A 25,237-nucleotide genomic window follows, 5' to 3' on the forward strand; every position below is an offset into this window, starting at 1 on the left:
GGGGGGTCGGCTCAGCCCGTGGGCACCACGTCGGGTGCGTCGGCGATGTCACCGGTCTCGTCGGCGGCCACCGCCTGGCGCCCGAAATACACCACGTAGGCCAGAAACGCCGCCTCGGCCACCACTCCGATACCGATCCGCAGCCACGTCGGCAAGGGTGACGGGGTCACCACCGCCTCGAGCAACCCGGAGACGGCCAACACCACCACCAAACCGACGGCGACCGCGACGACGGCGCGGCCCTGCTCGGCGAGCACCTGTGCGCGCGGGCGGTCCCCAGGGGCGATCACCATCCAGCCCAGCCGCATGCCCACCGCGCCGGCCAGGAACACCGCGGTCAGCTCCAGCAACCCGTGTGGGGCGAGCAGGCCGAGCATGAATCCGCCTCTACCGGCGTGGAACATCAACCCCAGTGCCACACCGAGATTGGCGGCGTTGGCCAACAGCAGTGCCGGGATCGGCAGCCCCAGCAGCACCGAGAATGCGATGGCGCGTGCGGCCACCCAGGAGTTGTTCACCCAGACCTGCAGGGCGAAGGAGCCGGCCGGATGGTCGCTGTAGTAGGCGGCGAAGTCGTGGTTGACCAACCGGTCGATCTCGGCGGGGGTGCCGATCACCGCCTGCACGTCCGGGTCGCCGGCCACCCAGCAGGCGATCAGCACCGTGACGGCCAGGAAGAGCACCGCGGTGCCCAGCCACCAGCGCCGCGCCCGGTAGGCGACCACTGGAAACGACACCGTCCAGAAGCGCACGAACTCCGAGGCCAGCGGGGCGTGCGCACCGGTGACGGCGGCCCGGGAGCGCGCCACCAGGCTGGAGAGCCGTCCGATGAGTGCTGCATCCGTCGACGACGAGCGCACCACCGACAGATGGGTGGACACCCGCTGGTAAAGCTCCACCAGCTCGTCGACCTCGGCGCCGCTCAGCCGGCGACGGTTTTTGACCAGCGACTCCAGCCGATCCCAGGTGGGGCGATGGGCCAGCACGAAGGCGTCGACATCCACGGCGTCGAGCCTAACCGCGTAGCGTCTGCTCTATGCCGTACCGCAGCCCCGAGCTGGTGACCGGCGACGCCGTCGTCCTCGACATCGCGATCGCGCAACTACCGGTGCGTGCGGTCAGCGCGCTGATCGACATCACCGTCGTCATGGTGGCTTACCTGTGTTCGATAGTGCTGTGGGCGATGACGCTGGGCCGGTTCGACGGCGCCTTGACCGCCGCGATCATGATCATCTTCGCGGTGCTGCTCCTGGTCGGCTATCCGGTCACCATCGAGACGATCACCCGGGGTCGCTCGCTGGGCAAGATGGCGATGGGGCTGCGGGTGGTCTCCGATGACGGGGGCCCGGAACGCTTCCGGCAGGCGCTCTTTCGGGCGCTGGCCGGGGTGGTGGAGATCTGGGCGCTGACGGGCAGCCCGGCGGTGATCTCCAGCCTGCTGTCGGCGCGCGGCAAACGCCTGGGCGACATCTTCGCCGGCACGGTGGTCATCAGCGAACGCGGACCGGCGTCGGCACCGCCCCCGATGATGCCGCCCGGGCTGGCCTGGTGGGCGTCGACACTGCAGCTTTCCGGGCTGCGACCTGAATCAGCGGAGTTGGCAAGGCAATTCCTCGGCCGCGCGACCCAGCTCGACCCGCACACCCGGCAGATGATGGCCTATCGGATCTCCGGTGAAGTGCTCGCGCACATCTCACCGCCGCCGCCCCCGGATGCGCCGCCGGAACTGGTGCTGGCGGCGGTGCTCGCCGAGCGCCATCACCGCGAGCTGGCGCGGCTGCAGGCCGGCCCGCCGCTTCCCTACTTCCCAGCGGACCCTGGCCCGTGGCCGCCGCCGGATACCGGCGGATTCGCCCCACCGCGGTAACCCCCGCACGCGAGCCCACCCAAACCTCCGTTGCATCTCGATAGGTTCCGATATATCGTCAACGTATCGGGAGCGGCGAGCGCTTCCGTTCGAGAGCACGAGGTGACGAATGAACATCCCCTTCGGTCCGCCCGGCGGACCTTTCACGGAAAATGCTGAGCAACCCGGTGGTTTCGGGTTCGGCCCCGCGGCGCCGCATCAGCGCCGGGCCGCGCACGCCGCGCGCCGGCAGGCGCGCGGCGAGTTCCGCAGGCAGCTGCGCGACCATGCCGCCGACCACTGCGGGCCCTTCGGCTTCAGCCCCGGCCATGACGTCGGTGGCGCTGGCTTCGGTCCGGGCTTCGGCCCCGACTTCCGGCACGGCTTCGGTCCGGGATTCGGCCCCGGTTTCGGCCCGGGATTCGGCCCCGGCGGTCCGGGGTTCGGCTTCGGCTTCGGTCCGGGCGGGCACCGTGGCCACCGGCGCGGCAGCCGTGGCCGGCGCGGTGACGTGCGGATCGCGATCCTGGCGCTGCTGGCCGAGCAGCCGATGCACGGCTACGAGATCATCCAGCAGATCGCCGAACGCAGCCAGGGGCTGTGGCGCCCCAGCCCCGGATCGGTCTACCCGACCCTGCAGATGCTGGTCGACGAGGGATTGATCACGGGCAGCGAAACCGACGGCAAGAAACGCCTTTTCGAGTTGACCGAGGGCGGTCGCGCGGTCGCCGAAGAGATCGAGACCCCACCGTGGGAGGAGATCGCCGACGGCGCCGACCCGGGGCAGGTCAGCCTGCGCACCGCGATCGGCCAGCTGTTCGGTGCGGTCGCGCAGGCCGGTCAGGCCGCCACCCCCGAACAGCAGCAGCGCATCGTCGACATCGTCAACGCTGCGCGCAAGGAGGTCTACGGCATTCTCGGGGAAACCGACTGAGGCCGTCCCGCCGGCCCTGCCTCGAGTCGGAATCTCACGACGTATCGCCTGCGTGTCGCGTCGTGAGATTCCGACTCGCGCGAGGGTTTCTCGCGCCGTTTCGCGCCGGCGATCTCAGCAGCGGCGAAGGACCCGATGCATGGCGGTCTTCTCGTTGGATGAAACCCACAGTCCGTAAGCGGTTTTGACCGTGACCTGACGGGCCACGAATTCACATTCGAACGCGACGTTCGCCGGCAGCCAGCCGGCGGCGTCGCGGAATGCCTTGTCGAAGTTGGCTTGTGCGCTGACCGCCAACAGGTTGCGCGGATCGTTGGCAAAGTCGCGGCGCCGGGCGTCGTCCCAGGACCGCGCGCCCTTGTACCAGGCGTCGGCCAGCGAGACCAGGTGGTCGACCTGCACCGCCTCGGACGTCGAGGGGCCCCGGACGAATTCGAGGGTGTTCCCGGTGTAGGGGTCGTGCAGCGTGCCGCGCTGCACCAGGCAGGTGCCCCGGCGCAGCACGATCTGGGTCAGGTCGCGGCGCAGGATGTCGTCGCGGGTGTTGCAGCCGTTGTGGCCGAATTCGACGTCGACGTCGTCGCTCCACCGTTCACCGAACCGGTGGCGCTTGAAGTCCTGCAGGCGATCCCAGCCCTTGACCGGGAGGGCTTCGAGCATGCGGCGGGCGTCGTCATAGCCCGGGTTGAGCGGCGCGGCGCTCGGTGTCGGCGGGGTCCACGTCGGCAAGGGACCCGACGGCCGCGAAAACCAGCCGTTGTGCTGCCACCACGCCCAGCCGACGGCGGCCACCACGACCAGCGCCACCACCGTGGCAGACACCACCCGCCTGCGTGCGGCCATACTCAGGGCAGCTCGACCCAGTCCAGTGTGCGCTGTACGGCCTTTCGCCACCCGGCGTAGCCTTCGGCACGCTGATCCTGCGACCACGTGGGGGTCCAGCGTTTGTGCTCCTGCCAGTTGGCCCGCAGGTCCTCCGGGCTTTTCCAGAACCCGACGCCCAGCCCGGCGGCGTACGCTGCGCCCAGCGCCGTGGTTTCGGCGACTACCGGCTTGACCACGTCGACGCCCAGCACATCGGCCTGGATCTGCATGCACAGGTCGTTGGCGGTGATGCCACCGTCGACCTTCAAAACCTCAAGGTGCACACCGGAATCGGCTTCCATCGCCTCGGCCACGTCTCGGCTCTGGTAGCAGATCGCCTCCAGCGTCGCCCGAGCCAGATGTGCGTTGGTGTTGAATCGGGACAACCCGACGATCGCGCCGCGCGCGTCCGAACGCCAGTACGGCGCGAACAGTCCGGAGAACGCCGGCACGAAGTACATCCCGCCGTTGTCGGCGACCTGACGGGCCAGCGATTCCACCTGGGTGGCACCGCTGATGATGCCCAGCTGGTCGCGCAACCACTGCACCGCCGACCCGGTGACCGCGATCGAACCCTCCAGGGCATAGACCGGTTTGGCATCACCGAACTGGTAGCAGACCGTGGTCAACAGCCCGTTGTCGGAGCGGACGATCTGCTCACCGGTGTTGAGCAGCAGGAAGTTTCCGGTGCCGTAGGTGTTCTTGGCCTCCCCGGCGGACAGGCACACCTGGCCGACCATGGCGCTTTGCTGATCGCCCAGGATGCCGGCGATCGGCACTTCGCCGCGCACCGGCCCGGTGGCCACGGTGACCGCGTGCCGCCGCCGCGACGACGACGAGGTGATGCGCGGCAGCATCGCCCGCGGGATCGAGAACAGCGCCAGCAGTTCGTCGTCCCAGTCCAGGGTCTCCAGGTTCATCAGCATGGTGCGGCTGGCGTTGGTGACGTCGGTCAGGTGCACTCCGCCGCGGGGGCCGCCGGTCAGATTCCACAGCACCCAGGTGTCGCAGGTGCCGAACAAGGCGTCCCCGCGCTCGGCATCGGCACGCACACCGTCGACATTGTCCAGAATCCATTGAAGCTTGCCGCCGGAGAAGTACGTGGCCGGCGGCAGGCCCGCCTTGCGCCGGATCACCTCACCGTGCCCATCGCGCTCCAGGGCGGCAGCGATGTAATCGGTCCGGGTGTCCTGCCAGACGATCGCGTTGTAGTAGGGCTGGCCGGTGTGCTTATTCCACACCACGGTTGTCTCGCGCTGATTGGCGATGCCCATCGCGGCCAGGTCGGCGGCGTCGAGCTTGGTGGTGTTCAGCGCCGATACCAGCACCGCTGCCGTGTGATTCCACAGTTCGAACGGGTCATGTTCCACCCAGCCGGCCCGCGGCAGGATCTGTTCGTGTTCGAGCTGGTGACGGCCCACTTCGGCGCCGTCATGGTCGAAGATGATGCAGCGGGTGCTGGTGGTGCCCTGGTCGATCGACGCGACGAAATCGCCCAAGTCTGAACTCCTGCCCATAGTGCGTGCCCTGCCGGTCGGTCCGCGTCCATCATGGCCCACACCGGTCGGGATCGGGGGGCACTACGCGCGCGCCAGGACGGCGGAGTGAGCGGCGCCGCCACCGACAAAATTAGTCAGTCTTCACGAACCCATCAGTCAGTATTTATTCGCGCGATCGCATATTTCGATGTGTCACCGGTAGATGTCGTAATGGTGAACAAACGGTGTCGGTCAGGTGGGCTGAAGCCGTTGGCAGATCCCTCGTCGCCTGGCCCGGCGCGTGCAGCTCACAACTCAATTCGGAGAAGCCATGGACGTCGTTCTCGGTGTGGCACTTGCGTCGATACCGCTCGCCACCATCCACACGGTGCTGGTGGGCGGTGAGAACGGGGACGGCGCGATTCTGGACGCACACAGCTTCGACGTGCCGACCGGTCCCGCCGGTGACTTCGCCGCGGTGGATGCGGTGATCGCCGCGATCCTGCAGGCGCGCGACGCCGCCGGCCACGCCGGATATCACCTGGTGTCAACCGGATTGACGGTGACCGATCCCTTTGATGCCGCCGCAGTGCGTTCGCGGCTGGCCGCCAATGGCCTCGAGGATGTCGCCCTGATCTCCCCCGCCCTGGCAGCGGCAAGCCTGGCCGAAAACCTGGGCCAGACGGTGGGCTGCGACCGGATGGGCCTGCTGTCGATCGAGTCGCGGGACGCGACCCTCGCGGTGATCGACTGCGTCGACGGCTCCATCACCAGGCTCTTCCGTCAGCCGCTGAGCGACGGTGATGCCAGCGCCGCGGTCGACACCGTCGCCGACCGGCTGAACACTCCGGAGACCCGCCCCGACGGCCTGCTCCTGGTCTGCCCCGAGGCCGATTCCAGCGCAATCAGACCCCGACTGGAGGCAACGTTCGCCCACGAGGTGTGTGAGCCGGCCGAACCGCAGGCCGCCCTGGCCCGCGGCGCTGCGCTGGCCTCCACCCGGGTGACGAGGACTGTGGACGCGTCGACTGCCGCACTGGCCTACACCCAGGAAGCCGACTCCGGTGTGATCGCTCCGGGCTACTACGACATTCCCGGCTACCGCCCGGGTTTGGCGGCCGATGATCTGGCCTACAGCGCGGTTCCCGACGAAGAGGCCGACACCGCAACCGAACTCATCGAACCGGTGGGGCAGCCGACCAGGCGTCCGCTGCTGGTTGCCGGCACGATACTGGCGTCTGCCACGTTTGCCGCGGCCTCGGCGCTGATGGTGTCGATGGCGCTGGACATCACCCCCAATCTGGTCGCGTTGCGACCGGAAATCGGTCGGGTGCTGAGCTTTCCACTCGAACCGCCAAAGCTGCCGGAACCCGCCTTGCAGCCGTACGTCGAACCACCGGTGGTGATGAACCACCCGGACGTGCTGCCGCTGCCGCCGCTGGACGTCCCGCCGGCGGCGCCTGTGTCGGTTCCGATCCCACCCGCGCCCGACGCACCTGCGCCGTCGGTCTTCGGTCCCCCGTTGCACATGCCGTCCCCGGCGGTGCCCGCCGCGAACCCGTTCATCTTCACCCCGGCTCCGCTGCCGGTAGTGCAGCACTCGACCCCGACGATCAGGCCGGTCGCATCGGCGCTGCCTGACCTGTCGTTCCTGCTCGGGCTGCCGGCGAAGCTGCCCGCGTTTCCGCCACCGCCCAGTGCGGTGCCTGCGCCGCCGTTAGAGATTCCGAACCCGCCGGTGGTCAAGCCGGACCCGCCGGTGGAGATTCCGACCCCGCCGGTGATCAAGCCCCAACCTCCGGTCGTCAAGCCGATTCCACCGGTAATCAAGCCCAATCCGCCGGTGGAGATCCCGACCCCGCCCGTGATCAAGCCGGATCCGCCCGTAGTCAAACCGCAGCCGCCGGTGATCAAGCCGATCCCTCCCGTGATCAAACCCAACCCACCGGTCCAGCTGCCCGACCCACCCGTGGTCAAACCCAACCCCCCGATCCAGCTGCCCGACCCACCGGTCAAGCTTCCCGAGGCGCCGATCAAGCTGCCGGACCCACCGGCCGCCAAGCCCAATCCACCGTTGCAGCTGCCTGGATTGCCCGATTCGGCGCCGCCGGTCGGTCTGCCGCAGGCGCCGGCATTCCCGTCGCTGCCGGCTCCCAAGGCGCCGTCCATCCCGGCGTTCAACCCGCCCGGGCTGCCGGGCTTGCCGGCGCCCAGTTCGCCTGGCCTACCGTCGCTTCCGGCCCCCAAGGCACCGGCCCTCCCGGCGCTTCCGGCACCTAGCGCACCTGCGATGCCCAACCTCGGGGGCGGCCCCGGTGGCGGGATCTTCGGCGGCAAGCCCGGTGGCGGAATCTTCGGCGGCAACCCCGGCGGCGGCATTTTCGGCGGCAAGCCCGGTGGCGGCATTTTCGGCGGCAACCCCGGTGGCGGCATCTTCGGCGGCAAGCCCGGTGGCGGCCTCTTCGGCGGCGGCGGTGGCGGCGGCCTGTTCGGCGGCGGCGGTGGCGGCCTGTTCGGCGGCAAGCCCGGCGGAGGCGGCCTCTTCGGCCACTAGGCCGAGGCCGCGGACCTGCGCGCCTCGGTCGGCAAGTACTGGGTGATCGAGGAGCTCCGGCCGGCCTTCATGCGACGACGCCGAAACTGCCCAGCAGGTACCGTCTTTCGACCTCGACGAGAAGGGCCGGGTCGAGTTGCCGGCGTTCTTGTTGAGCGCGCCCGCGGCGTAGCGGCGCCCGCCTCACCGGAACCGTCTTTGACCGTGATGCCCGCCAATTAGCGGAAGTCACGGTCACGGCTCCAGATCGTCGAGGTACCGTGCTGGCGCGTCAGCGCCACCAGATGCGTGTCGGGTACCAGATTTCCCCTTGGGCCGATGTCGTCAGCGATACGCCGGCAGCCGGCCGCTGGCCGAATCGCCCTACGGCTGCCACCAGGGCCGCAGCGGCAGGGCGCCGTCATCACCCCGTTCGTCGACGTTGACGGCCAGCACATGGTGAAGCTGAAACAGGTTGCGCTCGAAGCCCAGTACCGAGGCGGCCATGTACAGCCCCCACACTTTGGCCCGTCCCAAGCCGACCTCGGCGACGGCCTCGTCCCAGTGGTCGACCAGGTTCTGACTCCAGCCGCGCAGCGTCTTGGCGTAGTGGTGCCGGAAGTTCTCTTCGTGCAGCACCTCGAAACCGGTCTGCTGGATCTCGGTGATGATCCGGCCCGCGCCGGTGATCTCCCCGTCCGGGAAGACGTAGCGGTCGGTGAAGGCATCGCCCTTGTAGGTCGAATTGTCCGGCAACGTAATGCAGTGGTTGAGAAGCAGACCACCGGGCCGGAGCTTCGCCTTGAGCGATCCGAAGTACGCGGGATAGTTCTTCACCCCGATGTGTTCGGTCAGCCCGATCGACGAGATGGCGTCGAAACCGGTCTCCCGCACATCGCGGTAGTCGCAGTGCCTGACTTCGGCGAGGTCGGAGAGCCCCTCGTCGGCAATCGCCCGCTGCGCCCAGGCGACCTGTTCGGCCGACAAGGTGGCGCCGATCGCCCGCACCCCGCGGCGCGCCGCGTAACGCACCATGCCACCCCACCCGCATCCGACGTCGAGCAGCCGGTCGCCCGGCTTCAGCCGCAGCTTGTCGAAGACCAGCCGGTACTTGTTCTCCTGTGCCTCCTCCAGGGTCGCCTCCGTGCTGGGGAAGATCGCGCAGGTGTAGGTCATCGACGGACCCAGCACCCATTCGTAGAAGGTGTTGGACACGTCGTAGTGGTGATGGATGGCGTCGGCGTCGCGGGCCTTGGAATGCCGCAGACCGGCCGCGGCGCGACGGCGCCACTTGGCCGGCGCCTCCTCCGGCGGCGGCGCAATCGGTTTGAGATGCTTCACACCGATCGAGCGGACGATGTTGAACAGCACCTGCGGCGACGGCTGTTTGAATTCCAGGTCCGCCAGGGCGTTGAGCACCGGATACGGATTGCCCGGATGCACCCCGCGCAGCTCCAGGTCGCCGGCGATGTAGGACCGGGCTATCCCGAGTTGCCCCAAGGAAGTGGCCAGGTAGGTGGTCGCACGCGGGTTGAGCAGGTCCACCCCCAGCTCGGCGTCGTCGGGTCCGACGCTGCTGCCGTCGTAGGCGGTGATGTGGATCGGCGGCTGCCCCCCGCCGGCCAGAAGCACCAGGATCTCGGCCAAGCCCAGCCGGCCCTTGGTGTCGCGAACACGCTCCGGTGTTGTTGCGGTTTTCAATGCAGTCATCATCGCCCCGTCCATGCTGATATGGCCCTCCCCCGTTTGCGGGCGGCGAACTCGTGCGTACCCACCTCGGCGGCGGCTCAATCCGCACCGTTCGGCGGGACGGCCCCGGGTCAGGAGTTGGCGGTGGTCACAGCGACCAATGCCTCGGCGAAGGCCGCCAAGTCCGTCTCGGTGGTGTCGACGTGCGGGGAGATCCGCAGCACCGGGGCGGTCAGCTCCAGCGGTGCGCGTTCGACACCGCCGGCCGTGGTCACCATCCGGTGTTCGGCGATCAGGACCGAGCGCACTGCCACCGGGTCGACACCGTCGAGCGGCGCCAGGGTGGTGATCGCACTCGGCTCGTCGACCGGCTCAACCACCCGCCAACCCGCCAAGCCCGCCAGCGCCCGCCGGCTCAGCGAACCCACCTCGGCCAATCGGGCCCGCACCGCCGCGGGCCCGGCCGCCAGATACTCACCGAGAGCGGCGGCAAACCCGACCTGCGCCGCCACGTTCACGTCACCCGCTTCCGGCCCGGCCTGGATTCGGCCGGCCAGTTCCGGCCGTACCGCCAGCGCTCCCACGCCCCGCGGACCGGCCAGCCACTTGCGCGAAGACGAATAGACGGCATCGGCACCGACCGCACAGTCAATCTGGCCCAGCGCCTGGGCGGCGTCGACCACCAGCGGCACCCCGGCCTCCGCGCATACCCGCGCCATATCGGCCAGCGGCTGCACCAGTCCCCGGTGGCTGCCGACCGGCGTCAGGTGCACCAGGTCCGGCGGGTCGGCGGCGAGCGCGGCCGCCGCCTCCTCGAGCATCAAACGCCCGGTTCCGTCGACCGGCAGCATCCGCCGGCTGAAGCCGCGCGCCGCCATCACCGCCAGGTTCGGGCCGTACTCACCGGGCAGGCAGGCCAGCGTGCCGCCGGCGACGGGCCATCGCGACAACAGCAGATCCAGCGCATGCCGGGAGCCGGTGGTGAACACCACGTGGCCGGCGGCCAGGCCGGTCAGTGCCGCGAAAGCGGCCCGGCCGGCGTCGAGCACCGGTGCGGCGGCCTCGGCGGCGACGTCGCCGCCGACCTCGGCTTCGTGGCGAGCGTGCCGGGCGGCGGCGGCCATTGCGGCGTAGCTCTGCCGCGAGCAGGCCGCGCTATCCAGGTGCAGCCCGGCGACCGGCGGGCGCGCCGCACGCCAGGTGTCGGCGAGGCTCATTTGACGGCGAGGGACAGGCCGAAGTCGCCGGCCGCGTCGGTCCACCACCGCCGGCGCCGCAGCCCCGCGGCCGCCAACTCGGCGGCCACCTGCTCCGACCGGAACTTGCAGGAGACCTCGGTCAGCATCTCCTCGCCGGCCGCGAAGTCGACGGCCAGGTCCAGCGCCGCGATCACGACGTGCTGCTCGCGGCGGGCCCGCAGCCACATCTCGATGCGCTGATCCGTCGCATTCCAGCGCGCCACATGGGCGAACGCGTCGAGGTCGAAATCCGCCTCGAGTTCTCGGTTGACCACCGCGAGCACATTACGGTTGAACGCCGCGGTGACGCCTGCGGCGTCGTCGTAGGCACGCACCAGCCGTGCGGTGTCCTTGACCAGATCGGTGCCCAGCAGCAGGGTGTCGCCGTCGTGCATCACCGCGGCAAGAGCCGCCAGGAAGTCAGCGCGCGGCTCGGGGGTCAGGTTGCCGATCGTGGAACCGAGAAACACGAACAGTCGCCTGCCGCCGTCGGGGATCTGCGCCAGATGGTGTTCGAAGTCGCCGCAGACGGCGTCCACCTGCACATCCGGGTAGTCCCGGGCGATGGCCTCCCCCGCCGTCTCCAGCACGCCGGCGTCGACGTCGAACGGGACGAATCGGCACAGTGAGCCGGCGGCCCGCAGCGCATCGAGCAGCATCCGGGTCTTCGCCGAGGTTCCGCTGCCCAACTCGACCAGCGTGTCGGCGCCGGACAGCGACGCCACCGCCGGGGAGTGCTCCCGCAGGATCTGCGCCTCGGCGCGGGTCGGGTAGTACTCGGGCAGCCGGGTGATCTGATCGAACAGCTCGCTGCCGGTGTCGTCGTAGAACCATTTGGGCGGCAGCGTTTTCGGCGTCTGACGCAGGCCGTGCCGGACGTCGTCGCGTAGCGCGGTGTGGGCGGCGTCGGCGGCGAGGTGGTTGGTCAGTGTGACCGTGCCACCGGCCGCATCGAACGCTGTCATCGACTTCCCTCCAGGGGTGTGACGCTGACCTCGCCGTCATGGGCGTCGACCAGGTGCCGGTCCGGTATGTCCACCCAGCGCGGGTCGTCGTCGTAGGGTTCGCTGGCCAGCACCACCCCCTCGGCGCTGTGCAGCATCGACAAGGTGTCCCCCCAGGTGGTGGCCAGCATCCGGGAACCGTTGGCGGCCAAGATGTTCAGCCGGGCGCGCGGATCGGCCGCACCGATCTGCGTGATCACGTCACCGAGCGACGCCATGCCCCGTTCGAAGATCGTCGCGGCCAGTATTGCGCTATCGCACACGGATTCAGCTCCTGCACAGGTGGGCAGCACCGCGGTGTTCACCACCCCGTTGTGGGATAACAACCATCGGCCGTCGGTGAACGGCGCGGCGGCACTGGCTTCGATCGGCATGCCGACGGTGGCCGAGCGCACCGCGGCCACCACGCAACCGCTCGACAACGCCGGCGCCACCGAGGCGAACGAGGTGTCGCCCCACAGCGGTGCCGCGCTGCGCCACCGGCGGGGCACCGATCCGTCGAAAAAGCCCGCACCCCAACCATCGGCGTTGAGCAACCCGTGCCGCTGGCGACGCGGCGCATAGGACTGCACCAACAGGCCGTGCGGCGGTTCCAGTGTCAGCTCGGCCAGTGACCGCGGCCGGCCCAGCCAGCCCAGGTGCCGGCACATCAAGCGTCCCAGGCCAGTCGCACGCCGGCGAAGATCTGCCGCCGGTAGGGGTGATCCCAGTTGCGGAAGCTGGGCCGCAGGATCTCGGGCGCCACCGCCCAGGATCCACCGCGCAGCACCCGGTAGTCGCCGCCGAAGAACGGCTCCGAATAGCGCTGGTAGATCATCGGCGCGAAGCCCGGCCAGGGCTGCAGCGGTGAACTCGTCCACTCCCAGACGTCGCCGAGCATCTGCTCGGCCCCGTAGGCCGAAGCGCCGTCCGGGTAGGCCCCCACCGGAGCCGGGCGCAGCGCCGCACCGCCGAGGTTGGCCAGTTCGGCCGTCGCTTCGCGCTCTCCCCACGGCCGCCGGCGTCGGGCACCGGCGCCCGGGTCCCACGCGCAGGCTTTCTCCCACTCGATCTCGGTCGGCAGCCGAGCCCCGGCCCACGCCGCGTACGCCTGTGCCTCGAAGTAGCTGACGTGCTGCACCGGCTCGTCGTCGGGAAGGTCTTCGACACGGCCGAATCGGGTCCGGCAGGTGTGGTCGGGGCTCCAGAACTGCGGGGCACTCAGGCCGGCCTGCTGGCAGTGGTTCCATCCGCGCTCGGTCCACCACCGGGGTTGGCGGTAGCCGCCGTCGTCGATGAACGCCCGCCATTCGCCGTTGGTCACCGGCACCCGACCGATCCGGAAGGCCGGCACCTCCACGCGGTGCGCCGGCCGCTCGTTGTCGAGCGCGAACGGCTCCGCGGTGAGATCGACGCCGAGCACGAACTCACCGGCCGGCACCAGCACCGACGTGCCGGCCAGCCCGGGCCGCCCGGCCGGCAGCGGCTGACCCGCATCGAGCAGTGGAGCCCCGCTGCGCAGGTTCAGTGCCTGCAACATGGTCTCGCCGTGCTGGTGTTCATGGCTGAGCACCAGACCGAACACGAACCCGTCCCCGTTTCCGCCGGGCACGGCGTCGAGTTTCTCGAGGACCTTGGAACGCACTGTGGCGCAATATTTCCGGGCCTGATCGGGGGTCAGCAACGGCAGGTCGACGCGGCTGGCCCGCGAGTGGGTGAACGCATCATAGAGGCCCTCGACGTCGGCCTGCAGCATCCCGGGCCGGGCCGGATCCCCGCCGCGCAGCAGCCACAGTTCCTCCTGCTGACCGATATGGGCCAGGTCCCACACCAGCGGGCTCATCAACGGGTCGTACTGGCGGTGCAGTTCGGTGTCGTCGAAGTCGACGAGCGCCAGGGTGCGTGTCCGCGCCCGGGTCAAGTCGCGCGCCAGTGTCTCCGGTGTGCTCACGACTGCCTTCGCGCCAGCCGGGCCACGGTCGCCGCGACACCGGTGCGGCCCACCTCGTCGGCGATGTCGTCGGCCGGGCAGCGGGCCTGTTCGACCTTTTCGACCAGCCGCTGCATCGCGTCACGCAGCGCCGCCGGCGCCTGATCGGCCACCAGGCCCACGCACCGACGCGCGGCCGTGTGCAGGCGCGGGTCAGCCAGACCGATCCGGGCGGCGACGTCCCAGGCGGTCTTGACGGGCTCGACGGCTTCGGCGGCGGCGTCGGCGGTGGCCGGGTCATCGAGCAGGGTCGCCAGGGCGAACACGATCGCCGGCCACAGTGCATCACCGACGCTGTCGAGGTAGCGGATCTCCAGCCACCCGCGCGGGCGCACCGGAGGGAACAACGTGGTCAGGTGGTAGTCCAGGTCGCCGACTCCGGCGCGGCGGCCGCCCAGCATCACCCGCCCGTCGGCCCAATCGGCGAACGGAACGTACCGGCTGACCGGGCTGGCCTCCGGGGCGTGTACCAGCATCACGGGCGCCTTCAACGCGTAGCGCGCCCAGTCCGCGGCCGGGTCGGTGCCGTCGAGACCGAGGACGGGGCCGCAGCGCGCCGAGTCCAGCCGGCTCCACACCTGTTGGCGGGTGGACCGCCAGCCGGAGAATTTCCCACCCAACAGCGGGGAGTTGGCGGCGATGGCCACCATCGTCGGCCCCAGCGCGTGTGCCAGCCGCACCCGGTCGGCCCAGCCGGACCGCGGTCCGGCATCGAGGTTGAGCTGCACCGACGCCGTCGACGTCATCATCGCGGCCCCGGCCGAGCCGGTGTGGCTGGCGGCGAAGAACTGCTCCATCGCGGCGTAACGCGCGCCGGGATTGACCCGATGTGCCGGCCGCAACGGGTCGGCACCGAGGGGCACCAGCCCCAGCCCGGCGTCGGCGAACGCCGAGCGCAGCACCGCCTGGTCGGCGGCCATCGCCTCAATCGCGGCGAGTGCACCCATCAGCGGCGGGCTGGACAGCTCCACCGCACCGCCGGGTTCTACGGTGACCCGGCTGCCGCCCGGCAACACCGGCAGCGACTGCAGCACCTCGCCGATCTCGGCCCACTCAGGGCGGCGAAGCGGATCGGCCGGGTCGAAGCAGTGCGCCTCGATCTCCAAGCCCACCCGGCCCAGCGGCGCATCGGTGAGGCAGCCGAGGGCGATGTAGTCGGCGGCGCCGGCGGCACCGGCCAGGTCGGCACCGTCGGCGCAGGGCTCATCGGCGCGGGACAGCTGTGTCGCCGCAGCCAGCGCCATATATCAACCCCTCCGCCCGTTGATCTTCCCGACGCTACCGGAGTGGACCGACAAGGCGACACCCGTTTACTGGCCGAGGGAGTTCTGCATCGCCCCAGCCAGCACATTCACCGCCGGCCCGGCATTGCCGGACTGGCAGACCTTGGCCTGCAACAGCACGTTCGCCCGCAGCCGGGTCTGGTTGAAACAGCGCCGGTCGGTGCCGGCCTCCTGCTTGATCCAGGCGGCGTCCGCCGCGGTCGCCGGGCCGCCGTCGAACGCCCACACCTCGGTGACACCGCTTTCCAGGTGCATCGCGGTGGTGCGCCCCGAGCACCCGGCGGTGCGGTCGGTGATGCGGTGGAAGGCTCGCTCCGCGGCGGCCTCGGTAGCGAACACCCCGACCGCCTGTTTGACGAAATGGGCCTGGTCGGTAGCCGAGGTCTGGGTGACGGCACTGTTGTAGGACGCCAGGTCGGGGTCGTTGTAGACCTCGGGCAGGCCGATGTCGGCCCAGTTGTTGCAGACCGGGTCGTCGACCCAGAACGCCTGGAACGGCTGGCCGGACACCGCTTCGGTCCCCATCGGGGCGCCGACGATGTTGCCGACCGATCCTTTCGGCAGTACCGCGTAGGACACCACTCCCGGATCCGACGGCCGTGCCGCGGCGGCCGGGGCCGCCGCAAGCGCCAGACCCAGGGCCGCCACCACCACCAACGTCGCGGCGGGTCGCACGCTACACCGTCGCCGACACGGTGAAGTCGACGTTGCCGCGGGTGGCTCGCGAGTACGGGCACACCTCGTGGGCCTGCGCCATCAGGTCGTCGGCGACGGCCTGCGACAGCCCCGGCAGGTTCCCGATGATGGTTCCGGTCAAGCCGAATTCTTCGGTGGCGATGTCCTTGCCCAGGGCGACCTGGACGGTGACGTTGGTGGCGTCGTCCAGCGCGACGGCCGAGCGGCGCGCCACCAGCCGCAACGCGCCCAGGAAACAGGCCGCGTACCCCGCGGAGAACAACTCCTCGGGGTTGGTGCCCTCAGCGTTGCCGCCCAGCTCGCGGGGTGGGCGGGTGTCCAGGTCGATGCGGCCGGTCGCGGAACGGACGTGGCCGTCGCGGCCCCCGCCGGTCGCGGTCGACTCGGTGGCGAAAACGACGTGGATGCTCATGGCTCGATCATGCCAGGCCGGCGCCCGACCGTCAGGCGAGATTGGCCCGCACCCCGGCCTCCACGGTGCGCCCCAGATCCTTATCGACGTTGTGCCAGTATTCGAACACCCGCGACAGCACCGGCTCGCGCACACCGGCAGAGACATGCCCGATGATGTTGGCGGCCAACCTTTTTCGCTGCTCGTCGTCAAAGACGTGACGGACCAGGGTTCCGGCCTGGCCGAAGTCGTCGTCGTCTGCGCGCAGCGTGTAGGCCGCGCGCACCATGTCACCGTCGACGTGCCAGCGCACTTCGGCGGCGCGAGCCGGGTCGGCGACCGGCCCGCCGGTCGAGTTCGGCGCATACACCGGGTCGCTCGCGTTGCGGAACCGCATGGCCCCGTCTTTGGAGTAGCTGCGCACGTCGGTCTTCGGCGCGTTGACCGGCAACTGGTTGTAGTTGGTCCCGATCCGGGCGCGGTGCGCGTCGGCGTAGGAGAAACCGCGGGCCAGCAGCATCTTGTCGGGGCTCAGCCCGGTGCCGGGCACGGTATTGCTGGGCTCGAACGCCGCCTGCTCGATCTCGGCGTGGTAGTCGCTGACGTTGCGGTCCAGCGTGAAGCGTCCGACGTCGATCAGCGGATAGTCGGCGTGCGGCCACACCTTGGTGAGATCGAACGGGTTGAGCCGATAGGTCTTGGCGTCGGCGAACGGCATGATCTGCACTTTCACCGCCCAGCTGGGATATTCGCCGCGCTCGATCGCGTCGTACAGATCGCGCTGGTGATAGTCGGCGTCGGCGCCGGCGAGGCGCTCTCCCTCGTCCTGGGTGAGGCACTGCACGCCCTGGTCGCTGATGAAGTGGTATTTGACCCAGAAGATCTCGTCGGCGGCATTGATCCAGCTGTAGGTGTGGCTGCCGTAACCGTTCATGTGCCGCCAGGTTTTCGGCAGGCCCCGATCCCCCATCACGTAGGTCACCTGGTGCGCCGATTCGGGGTTGAGCGTCCAGAAGTCCCATTGCATGTGATGGTCACGCAGATTGCTTGCCGCCAAGCGCTTTTGGGATCGGATGAAGTGCTGGAACTTCATCGGGTCGCGCAGGAAGAAGACCGGCGTGTTGTTGCCGACGATGTCGAAGTTGCCCTCGGACGTGTAGAACTTGAGCGCAAACCCCCGCACGTCGCGCCAGGTGTCTGGGCTGCCGCGTTCGCCGGCGACGGTGGAGAACCGGGCCAGCATCTCGGTTTCGGCACCCTGCTGGAATACCGCCGCCCTGGTGTAGGCGCTGACATCGGCGGTGACCTCCAGCCGCCCGAATGCCCCGCCGCCCTTGGCGTGTGGCTGGCGTTCCGGCGTGCGTTCCCGGTTGAACATCGCCATCTGTTCGAGCAGGTAGTGGTCCTGCAGCAGGATCGGGCCGTTTGGGCCGACCGTCAGCGACTGGCTGTCACTCGGCGCCGGCGCACCGGCCTCGGTGGTGGTGTAGTGCTCGGTCATCGGTGGGTCTCCGTTCAGGTGGGCGCAACCGGGAGTTGCCCCCGAATCCCCTTGGGATCCGGGGGCATTCGCGTGCTCAGTCTGGCTAACGGGGCGGTGGGGGCGGCGGCGGGGCCGACGGGGGCGGGGCCGACGGGGGCGCGGGCGGCGGAGGCGGCGGTGGGCCACCCGGGCCGTTACCGGGACCGGCAGGCCGGAAGCCGGGCCAACCCGGTTCGTTGCCCGGGCCGGCGGGCCCGAAGCCGGGACCCATCGGCGGACCGTGATGCATCATGCACGGCCCGTGGTGGCGAGGTCCGTGCCATCCGCCGTCGCTGAGGTAGGCGCCTGCGCTGAAGATCACCGCCGCGATGAAGACCGTCCCGGCGATGATCACCACCCACGCCGCGGCCTGATACAGCCGGTTGGGTTTGGCCGGTTGTGGTGGCGGTGGTGGAGGCGGCGGTGGCTTGGAGGCTGGTGTCTCGGTCATATCGCCCAATCATGCCGGAGAACGACGCCAGCCGCCGCCCTTCGGGTGGGGCGGCGGCTGGGTGCTCGTGGCCGGGCCGGCTAGCGGCCCGGGGTCGGCGCCGGGGGGCGGGTGACCGATGGCGGAACGTCGCTAGGCCCCGCGCCTTCCGGCCCTGGCGGAGGCGCCATCGGGCCCGGTCCCCGGTGGGGGCCATGGTGGAACCCCTCGTGGAAGCCCTTGTGGAACATCGCCCCGTGATGGGGGCCGTGGTGTCCGCGGTGGCAGTGGTGCCCGCGCATGCCGCCACTGGCGTAGACGCCGGCGACGAAGATCGACGAGACGATGAAGACGACCCCGGCGACGATCGCGACCCAGGCGGCCAGCCGGTAGACCCAGTACGGCTTCTGCTCGACGGGCGGTGCGGCCGGCGGTGTGGTGGGTTCGGGTGTTTGGCTCATGGTTGCAATGGTGCGGGGCCAACCACCCGGCATCGCTAGGTGTTGGCTATGCGTCAGCTATGAGCCGATGAGCCTAGGCTCGTTAGCCCGCTGACCAGGGCTTGAACGGGTTGACCGCGAACTGGATCACCCGATAGGGCGCCCGGTGCCGCGGCTCGGTGTTCCACTGGCTGATGAATACCCGCAGCTCATCCAGCGTCGACCCCGGCGAGATGTAGCCGCCGTAGGGCTGCGCCAGCCGGTTGTCGAACGGCGAGGGCAGCGTCTCGACCGGCACCGGGGGGTCGGGCCACTCGGTGTGCTGCACCACGGTGGTCACCGGCGCGGTCCCCAGCCCGGTCAGCTCGTAGGCCACCCGGACTTCCATGTTTCCGGTGGTGCCGTTGAAGTAGGACAGCACCGGCTTGCCGTCGACCTGGCGCAGGCTCAGCTCGCCGATCTGGTCGTTCCACAGCGGCGTGGGCGGGTAACCCCAGCCTTTTTCGGCCGACCAGCCCTGCCAGGCCGACCGGTCGGTGAACTTGTCCGGGGTGACCCGGTACAGCGTCACCGACGCGCTGCGGTCGAAGTTGTTGGCGACGACGTACACCCAGCCGGTGACCGAGTCCGGTGTTGGAACCGGATCGTAGTAGCCGCTGATCTGGGACTGACCGAAATCCTGGTAGGAAGCCGCTCGCACCGAGCCCGGTACGGTCTGCCAACCCGGTTGCGCCGGATCGGCTTTCACCAGCCGCGATGTCTGCGGCACCAGCATCTTGGCGGTGGTCACCATCAGGTAGTTGGTCCGGTTGATCGACACGATCCCGGCCGGCAGCTGCGTGCAACCGGCCGGTGTCGGGTCGGCCAGCAGTGGCTTGTCCACCCCGAGCACACCGGTGTAGCGGATGCCGGCGGAGTCGTCGACCGAGTCCGGGTCGAGCCGCAGCGCGATCGGGGAATACCAGCCGCCGAACCCCACGCCTTGACCGGCGAAACTGTCTCCGCAGATCTGCAGCACCGCGCTGGGGAACTCCATGAACTCGCACAGATCGGTGGCGCCGATGCCGTAATCGCCGGTGAGCGTGCCGGTTCCAGCGCTCGGTCCGATGCGGACCACCTGGCCTTCGGCGAGCGGCCAGAGCACTGGGCGTGGGATCGGCGCGGGCGGTTCGGCGTGTGCAACCGACGGGACGGCCACTAGCGCCACTGCCGCCATGGATCCCGCCGAGCGTGCAACCAGTGCGAAATTTCCGGCGATTTTTCGCAGGCGTTGCACGTTCGGCGCCCTAAGCGAGGGTTAGGACGCCGCCAGCAGCTCGGCGATCTGAATCGTGTTGAGCGCTGCGCCTTTACGCAGGTTGTCCCCCGAGACGAACAACGCCAGACCACGGCCGTCGGGAGCCCCGGGATCGACCCGGATCCGGCCCACCAGGGAGTCGTCGGCGCCGGCGGCGGCCAGCGGGGTGGGCACGTCGGTCAGCGTCACCCCCGGTGCAGCCTTGAGCAACTCGGCGGCCCGCTGCGGGGAGATCGGCCGGGCGAATTCGGCGTTGATCGACAGCGAGTGCCCGGTGAACACCGGCACGCGAACGCAGGTGCCGCTGACCAAAAGCTCTGGGATGCCGAGGATCTTGCGGCTCTCGTGCCGCAGTTTCTGGTCCTCGTCGGTCTCACCGGAACCGTCGTCGACATAGCTGCCCGCCAACGCCACCACGTTGAACGCAATCGGCGCGACGTACTTGTTCGGCGCCGGGAAGTCGACCGCGCCACCGTCGTGCACCAACTGCTCCGCACCGTCGGCGACCGCACGGATCTGCGCCGCCAACTCCTGCACGCCGGCCAGCCCGCTGCCCGAGACAGCCTGGTAGGTCGAGACGATCAGCCGGGTCAGCCCCGCCTCGTCGTGCAACGGCTTGAGCACCGGCATCGCGGCCATGGTGGTGCAGTTCGGGTTGGCGATGATGCCCTTGGCCAACTGCTTGCCGCGCACGTCGCGGTCGAAGTTCACCTCGGACACCACCAGCGGCACATCCGGGTCCTTGCGCCACGCCGACGAGTTGTCGATCACCGTGACCCCGGCGGCGGCGAAGCGCGGCGCCTGCACCTTCGACATCGCCCCACCGGCGGAGAACAGCGCGATGTCCAGCCCGGTCGGGTCGGCGGTCTCGGCATCCTCGACCTCGATCTCAGCGCCGCGGAACTCCAGCTTGCGCCCGGCCGAGCGCGCCGAGGCGAAGAACCGCACCTCATCGGCGGGGAAGTTGCGCTGCTCGAGCAGGGTGCGCATCACCTGGCCGACCTGGCCGGTGGCGCCGACTACTCCGATGGCGACCATGTCAGCGCCCCGTCCCGCCGTAGACGGTGGCCTGCTCATCGCTGCCCAGCCCGAACGCCTCGTGCAGGGAACGGACGGCCTTGTCCAGGTCGGCTTCGGCGCACAGCACCGAGATCCGGATCTCGGAGGTGGAGATCAGGTCGATGTTGACGCCGTTGTCGGCCAGCGTTTCGCAGAAGGTGGCCGTCACGCCCGGGTGGCTGCGCATGCCGGCGCCGATCAGCGAGACCTTGCCGACCCGGTCGTCGTAGAGCACCTCGGTGAAGCCGATCTCGGCCCGCAGCGATTCCAGCTTGGCCACCGCGGCCGGGCCGTTGTCGCGTGGGCAGGTGAAGGTGATGTCGGTCTTGCCGTCCTCCACCTTGGAGACGTTCTGCAGCACCATGTCGATGTTGATGTCGGCGTCGGCGACGCCACGGAAGATCTTGGCGGCGTAGCCGGGCAGGTCGGGGATGCCGACCACGGTCACCTTGGCTTCGCTGCGGTCGTGTGCGACCCCGGTCAGGATGGCGTCTTCCATGGGGATGTCCTTGATCGATCCGGAAACGATGGTGCCGGGCTTGTCCGAGTAGGAGGACCGGACATGAATGGGCAGGTGGTAGCGGCGGGCGTACTCCACGCAGCGCAGCATCAGCACCTTGGCGCCGCAGGCGGCGAGTTCGAGCATCTCCTCGAAGGTGACGGTGTCCAGCCGCTTGGCGTTGGGCACGATGCGCGGGTCGGCACTGAAGATGCCGTCGACGTCGGTGTAGATCTCACAGACATCGGCGTGCAGCGCTGCTGCGAGCGCCACCGCCGTGGTGTCCGAGCCGCCGCGGCCGAGGGTGGTGACGTCCTTGGTGTCCTGGCTGACGCCCTGGAAGCCGGCGACCAGCACCACCTGGTCTTCGCCGAGCGCGGCCTGCAGCCGGCCCGGGGTGACGTCGATGATCTTGGCCTTGCCGTGCACGCCGGTGGTGATCACCCCGGCCTGCGACCCGGTGAAGGAGCGGGCGTTGCAGCCCAGTTCCTCGATAGCCATCGCCACCAGGGCGTTGGAGATCCGTTCCCCGGCGGTGAGCAGCATGTCGAGCTCGCGGGCCGGCGGGGCGGAGGAGACCTGTTGGGCAAGGTCCAGCAGGTCATCGGTGGTGTCGCCCATCGCCGAGCAGACCACGACGACCTGATTGCCGGCCTTCTTGGTCTCGACGATGCGCTCGGCGACGCGGCGGACCCGGTCGGCATCAGCCACCGACGATCCGCCGTATTTCTGCACGACGAGCGCCACTTTTCGTCCCTTCCGTGGGTGGGCTTGTCCCAGGATAGGGGAAGCCCCTCGCGGCGTTGACGCTGCGCCCGGGCCCGTTTTCTGTGACAGCCAGCTGGGCGCGTAAACTCCACGGTGTGCAGCGGGTGCTCCTCCTCGGACGCCGCGACGGGGTCTGATCCAGACCGGCTTCCCGTCGCGGGTGTTCGCGATGCGCCGGTCTGAATTCCATTCGAGAACCCCGGAGCAATCACCGTGACCAGTTTTTCTCAGTCTTCTCCCGACGCGTTCACGTCGGGCCGCCGCCTCACCAAACCCGCCGGCCCGCCCAATCCGGGCCAGCCCGCCTGGAACACGCAGCGCGGGTCGGCGATGCCGGTCAAGCGCTACCGCAGCTTCGCCGACGAAGTCGAAAAGATCAGCCTGCCGGATCGCACCTGGCCGGACCGGGTCATCGACCGGGCCCCGCTGTGGTGCGCGGTCGACCTGCGTGACGGCAATCAGGCGCTGATCGACCCGATGAGCCCGGCCCGCAAGCGGCGGATGTTCGACCTGCTGGTGACCATGGGCTATAAGGAGATCGAGGTCGGGTTCCCGTCGGCCAGCCAGACCGATTTCGACTTCGTCCGCGAGATCATCACCGACGGCGCCGTCCCCGACGACGTCACCCTGCAGGTGCTGACCCAGTGCCGCGACGAGCTGATCGAGCGCACCTTCGAGGCCTGCGCGGGCGCGAAGAACGTGATCGTGCACTTCTACAACTCGACGTCGATCCTGCAGCGCCGGGTGGTGTTCCGCGCCGACCGGGCGGCGGTACAGGCCATCGCGGTGGCCGGGGCGCGCAAGTGCCTGCAGGAGGCGGCCAAGTATCCGGGCACCCGGTGGCGCTACGAGTACTCACCGGAGTCCTACACCGGGACCGAGCTGGAGTACGCCAAGGAAGTCTGCGACGCCGTCGGCGACGTCATCGAGCCGACACCGGACAACCCGATCATCTTCAACCTGCCGGCCACCGTGGAGATGGCCACCCCGAACGTCTACGCCGACTCGATCGAGTGGATGCACCGCAACCTGAAGCGGCGGGACTCGGTGATCCTGAGCCTGCACCCGCACAACGACCGCGGCACCGCCGTGGCCGCAGCCGAACTGGGATATCAGGCTGGCGCGGACCGGATCGAGGGCTGCCTGTTCGGCAACGGCGAACGCACCGGCAACGTCTGCCTGGTGACACTGGGTCTGAACCTGTTCTCCCGCGGGGTGGACCCGCAGATCGACTTCTCCAACATCGACGAGATCCGCCGCACCGTGGAGTACTGCAACCAGTTGGGCGTGCCCGAGCGTCACCCCTACGGCGGCGACCTGGTCTACACGGCGTTCTCCGGCAGCCACCAGGACGCCATCAACAAGGGCCTGGACCAGATGAAGATCGATGCCGACGCCGCCGACGCGGATGTCGACGACATGCTCTGGCAGGTGCCCTACCTGCCGATCGACCCGCGCGACGTGGGTCGTACCTACGAGGCGGTGATCCGGGTCAACTCGCAGTCCGGCAAGGGCGGCGTGGCCTACGTGATGAAGACCGACCATGGGCTGGTGCTGCCGCGCCGGCTGCAGATCGAGTTCTCCCGCGTGATTCAGCAGCTGACCGATGGGGAGGGCGGAGAGGTCACGCCGAAGGAGATGTGGGACGCCTTCGCCGACGAGTACCTGAACCCGGTCCGGCCGCTGGAGCGTATGCAGCAGAAGCTGATCGCCGCCGAGACCGATGACGGCACCGACCGCATCGAGGCCGTGGTCAAGGTCGACGGTGTGGAGACCGAGATCGCCGGCGCCGGCAATGGCCCGTTGGCGGCGTTCGTCGACGCGCTGAGCCACGTCGGTGTGCACGTCCACGTGCTGGACTACTCCGAGCACGCGATGAGCGCCGGCGAGGAGGCCCAGGCCGCGGCGTACGTGGAGGCCCAGATCGGTGACCGGACCGTCTGGGGCGTCGGGATCGCGTCGTCGATCACCACGGCGTCGCTGCGGGCGGTGGTCTCGGCGGTGAACCGGGCGGCCCGGCCCGGCTGAGCCCCGCGAACAACTTCGGCCCCACGCGCAACCGCGGGGTCGGTATGTGGGTGTTGCCCGCCTCTCAGCGACAAGTGCCGTTATGTCAAGCGCCCGCGGCTGACATAACCATCGTTGTCGCTGAGAGGCGGGCGAACATCATGCACCATCCCCGCCGTTGCAGCTGGGATAGACGGGCCGGGTGGGGCCGGAGCGGCTAAGGAGACGGCAGGGGGTCAGAACAGCGAGATCTGCTCACCGGCCACCCCGACGTCGACGAACTGCTCGATACCGGTGCCTTGGACGACCCCGCCCACCCGGCCGATGCAGGCCATGAAGTGCTCGTCGGTGACCGTCGGCACCCCGAGTTCCCGCGCCTGGTAGCCCTTGCCCTGCTCCGGGCTTTCGTTGTTGCAGATCACCAGCGAGGTGTTGGTATCGACGACGTCGCTGTAGGCCAGCCCGGCGTGCAGGATGCGTTCGACGAGCTCCTCGTGCGTGCGGGTGCATTCCGCCGACAGCGCCACCCGCATGCCCTGCACCAGCGGACGACCCCGCACGTAGCGGCCCGGGTTCAGGTAGGCGCACGGCATCCGGGCCGCCAGCGCCTTCAGCGGCCGCAGTTCGTCGTGGGTGATCCGGCCGTTGGGCCAGCGGCGGCGGGTCACCGGCCGCACCGGCAGCCATACGTCGCGTTCCCGGGCCCGCTGTAGCGCCGGCTCCAGCACCCCGGCCAGCACCCGGGCGTCGTCGAGCGCGTCGTGAGCCCGGGTCTGCACGATGCCCCAATGCGCGGCGAGGGTTTGCAACCGCAGATTGGCCAGGCCCAGATCCAGCCGCCGGGCCAACTCCAGCGTGCACATCACCGAGTCGACGGGCAGTTCGGCGCCGGCCATCTCGGCTTCGACGGCCAGGAAGGTGTAATCGAACGCCACGTTGTGCGCCACCAGGGTGCGGCCGGCCAACAGGGCGGCGACCTCGTCGATGACGTCGGCGAACCGGGGCTGGCCCGCCAGCATCTCGGCGGTGAGGCCGTGCACGTGGGTGGGGCCCGGGTCGGTGCCGGGGTTGACCAGGCTGGACACCGAATGCTCGATGCGGCCGTCGGCGTCGAGTGCCAGGGCGGCGACGCTGAGCACGCGAGCCTGCCCGGGCCGGAATCCCGACGTCTCGACGTCGACGACGGCCCAGCCGTCGCCGGACTCGCGGGCCGGGCGCCCCCACAGCGCACTCATGCCATGAGGATGGCACGCCGGGGGACGAACTCCGGTCGCCGCCGAGCCGTGTCGT

The 25,237-nt window shown here is 69.5% G+C and carries 22 protein-coding genes and 1 pseudogene; 4 read left to right on the forward strand and 19 right to left on the reverse strand.

Annotated elements, in window-relative coordinates; translation table 11 throughout:
* Positions 1 to 11: 11 nt before the first annotated feature.
* Positions 12 to 1,004 (reverse strand): stage II sporulation protein M, encoded by a 993-nt coding sequence (locus tag AC5Y4Q_RS06045; RefSeq protein ID WP_064922748.1) that lies wholly within the window; start codon positions 1,002 to 1,004, stop codon positions 12 to 14.
* A 32-nt stretch (positions 1,005 to 1,036) separates the two neighbouring features.
* On the opposite strand from AC5Y4Q_RS06045, the gene AC5Y4Q_RS06050 reads away from it, so the two are divergent.
* Positions 1,037 to 1,867 (forward strand): RDD family protein, encoded by an 831-nt coding sequence (locus AC5Y4Q_RS06050; protein ID WP_064922750.1) that lies wholly within the window; start codon positions 1,037 to 1,039, stop codon positions 1,865 to 1,867.
* A 109-nt stretch (positions 1,868 to 1,976) separates the two neighbouring features.
* The gene (locus tag AC5Y4Q_RS06055) at positions 1,977 to 2,780 is read left to right on the forward strand and encodes a PadR family transcriptional regulator (protein ID WP_499958381.1); all 804 of its coding nucleotides are present in this window, start codon (positions 1,977 to 1,979) and stop codon (positions 2,778 to 2,780) included.
* 114 nt (positions 2,781 to 2,894) lie between these two features.
* Here the strand turns inward: AC5Y4Q_RS06055 and AC5Y4Q_RS06060 are convergent, their stop codons facing one another.
* Both AC5Y4Q_RS06060 and glpK read right to left on the reverse strand, forming a co-directional pair.
* A complete protein-coding gene (locus AC5Y4Q_RS06060) occupies positions 2,895 to 3,623 on the reverse strand; it encodes an HNH endonuclease family protein (RefSeq protein WP_499958383.1) in 729 nt (242 codons plus the stop codon).
* A 2-nt stretch (positions 3,624 to 3,625) separates the two neighbouring features.
* Positions 3,626 to 5,161, reverse strand: coding sequence for a glycerol kinase GlpK (gene glpK / locus AC5Y4Q_RS06065; protein ID WP_082952686.1), 1,536 nt, complete (start codon positions 5,159 to 5,161; stop codon positions 3,626 to 3,628).
* A gap of 292 nt (positions 5,162 to 5,453) precedes the next feature.
* Here glpK and AC5Y4Q_RS06070 point away from each other — a divergent pair, with 292 nt between their 5' ends.
* Positions 5,454 to 7,676: a DUF7159 family protein gene (locus AC5Y4Q_RS06070; protein ID WP_499958385.1), complete on the forward strand. Its 2,223-nt coding sequence runs from the start codon at positions 5,454 to 5,456 to the stop codon at positions 7,674 to 7,676.
* A gap of 218 nt (positions 7,677 to 7,894) precedes the next feature.
* Here the strand turns inward: AC5Y4Q_RS06070 and AC5Y4Q_RS06075 are convergent.
* The 15 genes and pseudogenes from AC5Y4Q_RS06075 to AC5Y4Q_RS06145 all read right to left on the reverse strand — a co-directional run.
* Positions 7,895 to 8,014, reverse strand: a pseudogene (locus AC5Y4Q_RS06075) (type II toxin-antitoxin system VapC family toxin); the annotation flags it as partial.
* Between the two features lie 25 nt (positions 8,015 to 8,039).
* Positions 8,040 to 9,365 (reverse strand): class I SAM-dependent methyltransferase, encoded by a 1,326-nt coding sequence (locus AC5Y4Q_RS06080; protein WP_064922784.1) that lies wholly within the window; start codon positions 9,363 to 9,365, stop codon positions 8,040 to 8,042.
* Positions 9,366 to 9,475: 110 nt separating this feature from the next.
* Complete coding sequence (gene egtE, locus AC5Y4Q_RS06085) at positions 9,476 to 10,561, reverse strand: ergothioneine biosynthesis PLP-dependent enzyme EgtE (RefSeq protein ID WP_499958387.1); 1,086 nt, start codon at positions 10,559 to 10,561, stop codon at positions 9,476 to 9,478.
* Positions 10,558 to 11,547: an L-histidine N(alpha)-methyltransferase gene (egtD, locus tag AC5Y4Q_RS06090; protein WP_065019049.1), complete on the reverse strand. Its 990-nt coding sequence runs from the start codon at positions 11,545 to 11,547 to the stop codon at positions 10,558 to 10,560. Before egtD ends, egtE begins: the two co-directional genes overlap by 4 nt.
* Positions 11,544 to 12,236, reverse strand: a complete 693-nt coding sequence (gene egtC / locus AC5Y4Q_RS06095) for an ergothioneine biosynthesis protein EgtC (protein ID WP_125226001.1) — start codon at positions 12,234 to 12,236, stop codon at positions 11,544 to 11,546. The genes egtD and egtC overlap by 4 nt, the downstream gene beginning before the upstream one ends.
* Positions 12,236 to 13,516: an ergothioneine biosynthesis protein EgtB gene (gene egtB, locus AC5Y4Q_RS06100; RefSeq protein ID WP_499958390.1), complete on the reverse strand. Its 1,281-nt coding sequence runs from the start codon at positions 13,514 to 13,516 to the stop codon at positions 12,236 to 12,238. The genes egtC and egtB overlap by 1 nt, the downstream gene beginning before the upstream one ends.
* Positions 13,513 to 14,799 (reverse strand): ergothioneine biosynthesis glutamate--cysteine ligase EgtA, encoded by a 1,287-nt coding sequence (gene egtA / locus AC5Y4Q_RS06105; protein ID WP_499958392.1) that lies wholly within the window; start codon positions 14,797 to 14,799, stop codon positions 13,513 to 13,515. Before egtA ends, egtB begins: the two co-directional genes overlap by 4 nt.
* A gap of 66 nt (positions 14,800 to 14,865) precedes the next feature.
* Positions 14,866 to 15,513: a sensor domain-containing protein gene (locus AC5Y4Q_RS06110; protein ID WP_065019046.1), complete on the reverse strand. Its 648-nt coding sequence runs from the start codon at positions 15,511 to 15,513 to the stop codon at positions 14,866 to 14,868.
* Between the two features lies 1 nt (position 15,514).
* The gene (locus tag AC5Y4Q_RS06115; RefSeq protein ID WP_065019045.1) at positions 15,515 to 15,946 is read right to left on the reverse strand and encodes an organic hydroperoxide resistance protein; all 432 of its coding nucleotides are present in this window, start codon (positions 15,944 to 15,946) and stop codon (positions 15,515 to 15,517) included.
* A 31-nt stretch (positions 15,947 to 15,977) separates the two neighbouring features.
* The gene (locus AC5Y4Q_RS06120; RefSeq protein WP_064921343.1) at positions 15,978 to 17,426 is read right to left on the reverse strand and encodes a catalase; all 1,449 of its coding nucleotides are present in this window, start codon (positions 17,424 to 17,426) and stop codon (positions 15,978 to 15,980) included.
* 85 nt (positions 17,427 to 17,511) lie between these two features.
* Positions 17,512 to 17,898: a hypothetical protein gene (locus AC5Y4Q_RS06125; protein WP_499958395.1), complete on the reverse strand. Its 387-nt coding sequence runs from the start codon at positions 17,896 to 17,898 to the stop codon at positions 17,512 to 17,514.
* 80 nt (positions 17,899 to 17,978) lie between these two features.
* A complete protein-coding gene (locus AC5Y4Q_RS06130; protein ID WP_064921344.1) occupies positions 17,979 to 18,338 on the reverse strand; it encodes a hypothetical protein in 360 nt (119 codons plus the stop codon).
* Between the two features lie 82 nt (positions 18,339 to 18,420).
* The gene (locus AC5Y4Q_RS06135; protein ID WP_499958397.1) at positions 18,421 to 19,533 is read right to left on the reverse strand and encodes a DUF4185 domain-containing protein; all 1,113 of its coding nucleotides are present in this window, start codon (positions 19,531 to 19,533) and stop codon (positions 18,421 to 18,423) included.
* Positions 19,534 to 19,614: 81 nt separating this feature from the next.
* Positions 19,615 to 20,652, reverse strand: a complete 1,038-nt coding sequence (locus AC5Y4Q_RS06140; RefSeq protein ID WP_064921346.1) for an aspartate-semialdehyde dehydrogenase — start codon at positions 20,650 to 20,652, stop codon at positions 19,615 to 19,617.
* 1 nt (position 20,653) lies between these two features.
* Positions 20,654 to 21,919 carry an aspartate kinase gene (locus AC5Y4Q_RS06145; protein ID WP_064921347.1) on the reverse strand — a complete coding sequence of 422 codons (1,266 nt, stop codon included), beginning with the start codon at positions 21,917 to 21,919 and terminating at the stop codon, positions 20,654 to 20,656.
* Between the two features lie 234 nt (positions 21,920 to 22,153).
* Between AC5Y4Q_RS06145 and leuA the strand changes: the two genes are divergently transcribed.
* The gene (gene leuA, locus AC5Y4Q_RS06150) at positions 22,154 to 23,968 is read left to right on the forward strand and encodes a 2-isopropylmalate synthase (protein ID WP_064921348.1); all 1,815 of its coding nucleotides are present in this window, start codon (positions 22,154 to 22,156) and stop codon (positions 23,966 to 23,968) included.
* Positions 23,969 to 24,183: 215 nt separating this feature from the next.
* On the opposite strand, the gene AC5Y4Q_RS06155 is transcribed toward leuA, so the two are convergent.
* Positions 24,184 to 25,182 (reverse strand): DEDDh family exonuclease, encoded by a 999-nt coding sequence (locus AC5Y4Q_RS06155; RefSeq protein WP_065018866.1) that lies wholly within the window; start codon positions 25,180 to 25,182, stop codon positions 24,184 to 24,186.
* Between the last annotated feature and the right edge of the window lie 55 nt (positions 25,183 to 25,237).

This window comes from Mycobacterium sp. NGS16 (genome assembly GCF_059813225.1).